General features: G+C 39.4%; 7 protein-coding genes and 1 pseudogene. 7 read left to right on the top strand and 1 reads right to left on the bottom strand.

Features of this window, described 5'->3' with window-relative positions; all coding sequences use genetic code 11:
- The first annotated feature begins 11 nt into the window (after positions 1-11).
- Genes fabF through EA341_RS17065 form a run of 4 tightly spaced genes read left to right on the top strand, consistent with a single transcriptional unit; the run spans position 12 to position 5065 of the window.
- Complete coding sequence (fabF, locus tag EA341_RS17050) at positions 12-1265, top strand: beta-ketoacyl-ACP synthase II (protein ID WP_293016381.1); 1254 nt, start codon at positions 12-14, stop codon at positions 1263-1265.
- Position 1266: 1 nt separating this feature from the next.
- Positions 1267-2007, top strand: a complete 741-nt coding sequence (gene rnc / locus EA341_RS17055; protein ID WP_293016382.1) for a ribonuclease III — start codon at positions 1267-1269, stop codon at positions 2005-2007.
- Positions 2008-2051: 44 nt separating this feature from the next.
- Positions 2052-3899 carry an NAD(+) synthase gene (gene nadE, locus EA341_RS17060; RefSeq protein WP_293016377.1) on the top strand — a complete coding sequence of 616 codons (1848 nt, stop codon included), beginning with the start codon at positions 2052-2054 and terminating at the stop codon, positions 3897-3899.
- Between the two features lie 41 nt (positions 3900-3940).
- Positions 3941-5065 carry a prolipoprotein diacylglyceryl transferase gene (locus EA341_RS17065; RefSeq protein WP_293016378.1) on the top strand — a complete coding sequence of 375 codons (1125 nt, stop codon included), beginning with the start codon at positions 3941-3943 and terminating at the stop codon, positions 5063-5065.
- Here EA341_RS17065 and yidD read toward each other — a convergent pair.
- The gene (gene yidD, locus EA341_RS17070) at positions 5047-5280 is read right to left on the bottom strand and encodes a membrane protein insertion efficiency factor YidD (protein WP_293016379.1); all 234 of its coding nucleotides are present in this window, start codon (positions 5278-5280) and stop codon (positions 5047-5049) included. The two genes, EA341_RS17065 and yidD, sit on opposite strands and share 19 nt — an antisense overlap.
- 95 nt (positions 5281-5375) lie before the next feature.
- On the opposite strand from yidD, the gene EA341_RS17075 reads away from it, so the two are divergent.
- The 3 genes and pseudogenes from EA341_RS17075 to EA341_RS17085 form a co-directional block, all read left to right on the top strand.
- On the top strand, positions 5376-6782 hold the full coding sequence (locus EA341_RS17075) for a POTRA domain-containing protein (RefSeq protein ID WP_367127753.1): 1407 nt from the start codon (positions 5376-5378) through the stop codon (positions 6780-6782).
- 82 nt (positions 6783-6864) lie between these two features.
- On the top strand, positions 6865-7686 hold the full coding sequence (locus EA341_RS17080) for a hypothetical protein (RefSeq protein ID WP_293016380.1): 822 nt from the start codon (positions 6865-6867) through the stop codon (positions 7684-7686).
- A pseudogene (locus tag EA341_RS17085) lies at positions 7683-8618 on the top strand (helix-hairpin-helix domain-containing protein); the annotation flags it as partial. The gene EA341_RS17080 and the pseudogene EA341_RS17085, both read left to right, overlap by 4 nt.

Here is an 8618-nt window from a genome sequence, read left to right on the forward strand (position 1 = left end):
AAAATTCATTTATGAATTTAAGAAGAGTTGTAGTAACAGGTTTAGGTGCCCTCACACCAATTGGTAATACTGTCGAAGAGTATTGGAACGGATTATCAAATGGTGTGAGCGGTGCTGCACCTATTACTAGATTCGATGCCTCTCTTTTCAAAACACAGTTTGCCTGCGAAGTCAAGAATCTTGATGTAGACCAATTCATTGAAAGAAAAGAGGCGAGAAAAATGGATCTTTTTACCCAAATGGGTTTGATTGCCGCTGATCAGGCAATTGTAGATGCAGGTTTAGACTTAGAAAAAATCAATCTTCATAGGGCTGGTGTTATAATGGGTTCTGGTATCGGAGGTCTTCGATCCTTTCAGGATGAAGTTACGGATTTTGTCAAAGGTGATGGAACACCTAGGTTCAATCCATTCTTTATTCCAAAAATGATTGCTGACATTTGTGCCGGTTTTATTTCCATTAGATATGGATTCCGAGGACCCAACTTTGTTACTGTTTCGGCATGTGCTTCTGCCACCAATGCTATCATTGATGCATTCAATTATATCAGGCTAGGCAAAGCTGACCTTTTCGTTACTGGAGGCACAGAAGCTACCATTACCGAAGCAGGAGTCGGAGGGTTCAATGCGCTAAAAGCTCTTTCTCAAAGAAATGATTCGCCCACTACAGCATCAAGACCATTTGACAAAGATAGAGATGGATTTGTCCTTGGCGAAGGTGCGGGATGTTTGATACTCGAAGATTATGAGCATGCCAAAGCTAGAGGTGCTAAAATTTACGCTGAGATTGTCGGCGGTGGCATGACTGCTGATGCTTATCATATCACAGCCCCCCATCCTGATGGAGCAGGAGCCACTAATGTTATGCTACATGCATTGGAAGATGCAGGCCTTCAGCCTGAAGATATTGATTATGTAAATGTTCACGGTACTTCTACCCCACTTGGGGATGTCAGCGAAGTAAAAGCAATTCAAAAAGTTTTTGGAGAGCATGCTTACAACCTGAATATCAGTAGTACAAAATCCATGACAGGACATCTTTTGGGCGCGGCAGGAGCAGTTGAGGCCATCGCTTCAATACTTGCCATGCAACATAGCTTAATTCCTCCTACTATCAATCATTTCACTGATGATGAAGAATTAGACTCAAGATTGAATCTTACATTCAATAAAGCTCAGAAAAAAGAAGTAAGAGCTGCCCTAAGTAATACATTTGGATTTGGCGGGCATAATGCTTCCGTCATTTTCAAAAAAATAAGTGAGTAAATTGAGACTTTCTAGATTACTCCGATTACAAGCTGTCTTTTATAATAAACAAGAAAAAAGGCTTGCTGCCTCCATCAAACATATGGTAGGCAGCAAGCCTTTTAATTTGAATTTATATAAGCTTGCTATCAAACACGCTTCTGTCTCGGAAGAAAGTATCAATGGACTAAAAATCTCTAATGAACGTCTTGAATACCTTGGTGATGCAGTCTTAGGGACGGTCGTAGCCGAGTTTCTCTTTTTGAAATTCCCATTTCGGGATGAAGGATTTTTGACAGAAACAAGGTCCAGGATGGTCAACAGGGAAGCCCTCAATCAAATTGCTATCAAAATTGGCTTGGCCAAAATCATACAAAATGAGTATACAGGGAAAAACCTGAATGCCCACAAATCAATTTTTGGAGACACCTTGGAAGCCCTTGTAGGGGCGGTTTACCTTGACCGAGGCTATGGTTTTTGCAAAAAATTCATTCTTAAAAGGATTATCATACATTTTGATGTAGATGATATCATCAGCACCACCACCAATTTCAAAAGTAAAATTATCGAGTGGTCACAGAAGGAAAGTAAAGAAGTGGATTTCAAAATGATTTCAGTGAGCGGAAATCAGAGATTTAAGGAATTTTTGGTAGCCCTTTACATTGACGGTGAGTCTTTGTCTGAAGGTAAAGGAGCAACCAAAAAAAAGGCAGAGCAGGAAGCCGCTAAAAATGCCTGTGAAAAACTTAATATCGCCAGTTAGAACACTATCTTTGATTTTGGTGTTTTTTTGTTTTCTATAGGTTTATGTCAAATATTAAAATTGCGTGCGCTACCCTCAACCAAACTCCATTGGATTGGAAAGGTAATCTTGAACATATCAAAAATGCCATTAAAGAAGCTCAACAAGAAAAAGCTGACTTACTTTGTTTCCCCGAATTGGCTATTACCGGTTATGGAAGCGAAGATCTCTTTCTGAGCTATTGGTTTCCTCAAAAAGCCGTCAAACAACTTCAAAAACTTCTTCCATTCTGTGGAGACATCACTGTAGCAGTAGGTCTTCCCATCCGAATTCAGGAAAAAGTGTACAATTGCATGGCAATCATAGAAAACTACGAATTGAAGGGCTTCGTCGCCAAACAGTTTATGGCTATCGACGGGGTGCATTACGAGTTTAGGTGGTTCACGCCATGGGAAGCAAATAAAACAATATCATTTGATTTTTTCGGAAAAGATATCCCATTAGGAGATATTGTTTTTGAGAAAAAAGGCTTGCGGTACGGTTTCGAAATATGTGAAGATGCGTGGAGAGGAGATGCAAGACCCGGATTCAGACTTAAAGAACGAAATGTTCATATGATATTCAACCCTTCTGCAAGTCACTTCGCCATGGGTAAAACCAAACAACGTGAAGAACTTGTAAGCAGAAGCTCTTTGCTATTCAATGCCACTTATTTCTATATCAATCTCTTAGGTAATGAAGCAGGAAGAATGATTTTTGATGGGGAAATCATGGTAGCTGCTAAGGGAAAATTACTTCTCAAAAATAAATTGCTTTCATTTAAAGACCATCAGGTCAAATATTTCGAACTTGAAGACAGTGTTTCTGAGATTATAGGTATTGAAAGTGATATAGATAAAAACGAAGAGTTTACACAAGCAGCATCTCTTGGACTTTATGACTATTTAAGAAAAAGTAAGAGCAAAGGCTTTGTACTCTCCTTGAGTGGGGGTGCCGATTCTTCTACCATTGCCATATTGGTTGCAGAAATGGTCAGGAGAGGAGTTTCTGAACTAGGTTCTTCAATTTTCCTGAATAAACTAGGTCTTTCATACATCCCCAAATCAGATGATCCTCAAAAAGAAATTGTAGGACAACTATTAACTACTGCTTATCAAGCATCTGACAACTCTTCTTTTGCCACTTTTCAATCGGCCAAGACTCTAGCTGAAAGTATTGGTGCTGAATTCAAACATTGGGAAATTAGCGATGAGGTAAAAGGTTATACGGAAAAAATAGAAAAAGCAATTGGAAGAAGGCTGAGTTGGAAAACCGATGACATCGCCCTTCAGAACATTCAAGCAAGAGCCCGTTCTCCCATCATCTGGATGCTGGCTAATATCAATCAAGCTTTATTGCTAAGCACCTCCAACAGAAGTGAAGGGGATGTTGGTTATACAACAATGGACGGAGATACCAGTGGTAGTATTTCCCCCATTGCAGCTGTTGACAAATACTTTATTATCCATTGGCTGAAATGGGCTGAAAACTCATTAGGTTACAATGGCCTATCAAAAGTAAATGGTCTACAACCCACAGCAGAACTCCGGCCCTCTGACAATCAACAAACTGACGAAAAAGACCTGATGCCTTACGCGATCATAGTGGAAATCGAAAGGCTAGCCATTAGGGACAGAAGATCGCCGATGGATATTTTCTTAATCCTGAAAGACGAATTGGATTTAGAAAGTGAAACACTTAAGGATTATGTAAAAAAATTCTTCAGACTCTGGTCAAGAAATCAATGGAAACGTGAGAGGTTAGCTCCATCATTTCATCTGGATGAGTTTAATGTTGACCCAAAGACCTGGTACAGGTTCCCTATTCTTTCAGGAGGCTACGAAGAGGAGTTAAAAGAATTGGATAATTATTAAAATAAGGTAATTTCACCCCCTAGCAGACAAAAACCAAAAGCATGTTGAGCATAGAAAGCGTACTGAATTATATCGTTTGGAGTCCAAACCCGGCAGTTTTCTCAAGTTTTGAAAGATTAAGATGGTACAGTTTACTTTTTGCCATGGGATTTATAATTTCTCAGCAAATCATGATCTACATTTATAACAAAGAAGGACATGATTCCAGACTTGTGGACAAGCTCACGATTTACATGGTCCTATCCACCATTATCGGCGCAAGATTGGGGCATGTACTTTTTTACGAACCTGAAAAATACCTCAGTAACCCTATAGATATTCTGAAAGTGTGGGAAGGAGGACTTGCCAGTCATGGTGCGGCCATAGCTATTTTAATCGCTCTTTACATGTATGCCAGAAAAGTACCTGCACAAAGTTACTTATGGGTAGTAGACAGAATAGTCATTGTCGTCGCTATGACGGGAGCTATGATCCGTGTAGGAAATCTAATGAATTCCGAGATTGGAGGAAAACCTACTGAAACTGACGGAGGTTTTGTTTTTGCCAGAGATGCAGAGGAAATATTAGAAACATTAAGAATACCTGTATTGGATGTCAATGCTTACAAGCCGGAAAATAGAGAAAATGAATTGCAGGGAAATGGAATAGTCCCTGTGAATTTTGACATCAAAATAGAGAAAGGCTCTTATGAAGAAGATGACCTGAGAAGAACATTAGAAACGGACGTGAAATATGTTTTGACAAGGTTTAGAAGTTCTCAGAAATACCTGGCAGAAAATCCTGACATACCACTCAATTACCAGCTACTGGATAAAGGAGACCATTACGTGGCCACCATCTTTACTTCTGGAATTTCCAGACATCCCACCCAAATCTATGAAGCCGTCTCCTATTTCATTATATTTTTGATATTATTAGGCATATGGTTACGTTATCAATCACGAATTCCTGACGGTTTACTTCTAGGTCTATTCCTGATTGCTGTATTCGGCATGCGTTTTATTTGGGAGTATTTGAAGGAAAATCAGGTAGAATTTGAAGAAGGACTTCAACTGAATATGGGACAAACACTCAGTATCCCATTGGTCATCGGAGGAGTTGTTCTTGTTGCAATGGCTTTAAAGCGCGGTTTCAAGCCCGAAATCAATCAAGGAACAGGGTCATGACCGTGACCTCCCCAAGGGTGGCAGCTTAAAATCCGCTTAATTCCCAGCCAACCTCCTTTAATAACCCCATGCTTAAGGATAGCTTCTTTCGTATATTGACTACATGTGGGTGAATACCTACATGCAGACGGAAATAAAGGAGAAATCATGTATTGATAAATCAATACCGGAAAAATTGCAATCTTTCTTATGATAACTTTCAATTTTGGAGACATTAAATGATAAAGGAATCAATTCAAAATAAGTTCCCAATAAAGCGCATTCAGTAGATTTGATCGACACATTACCTAAATATCTATTTCTCCTTATTTTGTCCCTTACAAGTGTATTTTGTGCATGGGGGCAAGAAGATGAAAGTATGCCTGATATTTTATCCAATACTCCGGATAAGGTAGTGATCAATAATATATTTATCATTGGAAATAAAAAAACGAAGAAAAATATCATCCTACGGGAAATTGACCTACAAACAGGTGTGGTGTATGATTGGGAAGAGTTGATCTCTTTGATCCAGGAGGATCAAAAAAAGGTATATAACCTTCAATTGTTTAACAAAGTAGAAATCACTCCTTTAATTACTGACTCTGAAACAATAGAACTTCTTGTTTCTGTCACAGAAAGGTGGTATATCATTCCCAATGTCATCTTGAACCTTGCGGATAGAAACCTGGCAGAATGGTGGACCAACCAGAACAGGGATCTTTCTCGTGTAAATTACGGAGGTAGACTGGTGCACAACAATGTAGGGGGAAGGAATGAGAAACTTAGGATTGGTGGCCAAATGGGTTTTATAAGGACCTTTGAAGTCTTGTACAATAAACCTTATATCGACAAAAACCAAAAACATGGATTAGCGGTTCAGGCTACTTATTTTACCCAAAGAAACCTTCAAGTGCGGTCTTTTGACAACAAGCAGGTCTTTTTCAGTACCGAAGAGGATGATGTTTTGCGTAGAAATCGATCGGCATTTCTTCGTTACACATATAGAGGTAGTTTTTACAACTTCCACTACGTCACAGCAGGATATAACAATACTTGGATCGATGACGAAGTTTTCGCACAAAACCCCAACTTCTTTCTCCATGGATCGAACTCACTGGAATATTTCGTACTTGGCTATAATTACAGGCACGACAAAAGAGACAACATTCTTTACGCTACCCAAGGACAGGTACTGAACTTGTCACTAATGAGGTATGGGATTTTTGGAAATGATGACGTGAAAGACTGGGAATTCACCATGAATGCCAACAAATACACCAAAATCAACGAAAAACTTCACTTTGTTAGCGGACTTTCTTTCAATGCTTTTCTAGGTGACCGACAGCCATTTACATTGGTGCGGGGTATTGGGTATAATCCTTACTTCATCAGAGGCTATGAACTGAACGTGGTAGAAGGCCAGCAAACAATTGTGCATAAAAATAGCCTTAGATTCAAAATCCTAGACCTTGGCTATAACATAGGTGATTATGTACCACTGGAAGAGTTTGCATATTTCCCCATCAAACTCTATCTCAGCGGTAATTTCGACCATGGATATGTCAACGACATGAACAATATTCCCGAAAACCTACGCTTGACCAACCAATACCTTTTTGGTTATGGTTTAGGTCTCGATCTGGTCACTTTATATGATATGGTATTCCGTTTGGAATATTCCATCAACAGTCAAAATGAAGGTGCATTTTTCCTGAATATCAGGGCTCCATTCTAACAAGAAAATTATCCGATTACTATCCGATTAGATTTTTCTGCTGAGAAAATTATCAGGTAAATTCAATCCTTGATGATTTTTTATGGCAAAGTATTTTTTTACATACTGCTTCATTCTGGTATCAATCACAGCCTTTGCCCAAGGTGGTACAGAACTTTTGCCCAAAGGTGCAAGAAGCATGGGTTTTGGCAATGCAAATGTTACTGTAAGTGATGCTTGGAGTATTTTCAATAACATAGGTACGCTAACTGGAACCGATGAATCACAAGCATTTTTTGCATACGACCATAGAGGTAATCTCAGTGAATTGACCACACTTGCTGCAGGTTTATTGATCAACACAGATCAATTTTCCTATGGATTATCAGTTTCCACCTATGGGGAAGACCTCTTTTCTCAAAGCCAAATCGGTATAGGGGCAGCACAAAAACTGGGTATCGCCAGCATAGGTATCAAAGCAAGTTATTTCCAGACCAGTATAGAGGGCTTTGGCACTGGAAGAGCTGCAATTTTTGAATTTGGAGGAATGGCCGAGATAACACCAGAATTATTTTTCGGAGCACATATCTACAACCTCAACGGAGCCAAATTTGGGAAAAATTCTATAGATCAATTGCCAACCATAATCAAGTCAGGATTGTCATATAGACCAACTGAAAATGTAATGGTCAATATTGAGGCGGAGAAAGATATCCTCCTCCCTCCTCTTCTCAAAGTCGGATTGGAATATAGCCTTCTCCAAAAATTATGGGCAAGGGCAGGCATCAATAATCATCCAAATAGGCTTTGTTTTGGGATTGGGATTAGGGCAAAATCCTTTCATCTTGATTTTGCAGTCAATCAGAATCCTTTTCTTGGAAGCACGCAACATTTTTCATTCAACTACCTCTTTTCAAAAAAATGAAATATTGCTGGGTGCTTCTAATACTTTTAATTTCTCCATTTGGCGAACTAAGTGCACAGACCTACCGAAAAGGAGAAATCAATATAGAAATGCTGGTGGAAGATCTATTTGGTATGCAAAGGGATGATCAGGATTATGAGGATTTGTATGAAAATATACTCCAACTCTTACTCAATCCTATCAACCTTAACAGGACAAATCCTGAAGAACTTAAATCAATCTTTATCCTCAACCCTGCCCAAGTCAATAGTTTTTTCGAATATCAGGCAGATTTTGGAAAGTTGATATCACTATATGAATTACAGGCAATTCCCAACTACGACCTCGAAACTATTTACAAAATCCTTCCTTTTGTTGTGTTAGAATCATCTGACAAACCACAAGGAAGCTTCATGGAAAGAATCACCAATTCCAAAGACGCATACTTTATTATAAGGCAAAATCGGGTGTGGGAAACAAGACGCGGTTTCACCCCACCTGATACCTTAAGCAACGGCCGGCTCAGTAGCCGCTACTTAGGAGACCCCAATAACCTTTATGCTAGGTTCAGAATTCAGCATAGCAAAGATTTCAGCATTGGCTTTACCTTGGACAAAGATCCTGGCGAGCAATTTATATGGGATCCAAGTACCCGTAGATATGGTTTCAACTTTTTCTCCTATCATATCACACAATACAATCGAGGGAAATGGAAAACAATTACAGTTGGAGATTACCAAATGCAAACAGGGCAAGGGTTGGTATTTGGAGCTGGCTTTGCAGTGGGTAAAGGAGGAGAAACCATAACCACGGTGAGAAGAAGTACAGTAGGAATCCGACCATATACATCTGCTTTAGAGTTTGGTTTTTTCAGGGGGGCTGCTGCAAGTTATCAAGCGGGCCCAATCCAAGTCACCCTCTTGGCTTCCAATGCTCCAAGAGATGGCAATGTC

The sequence above is a fragment of the Mongoliibacter sp. genome, from assembly GCF_007692705.1.
Taxonomy (GTDB): domain Bacteria; phylum Bacteroidota; class Bacteroidia; order Cytophagales; family Cyclobacteriaceae; genus Mongoliibacter.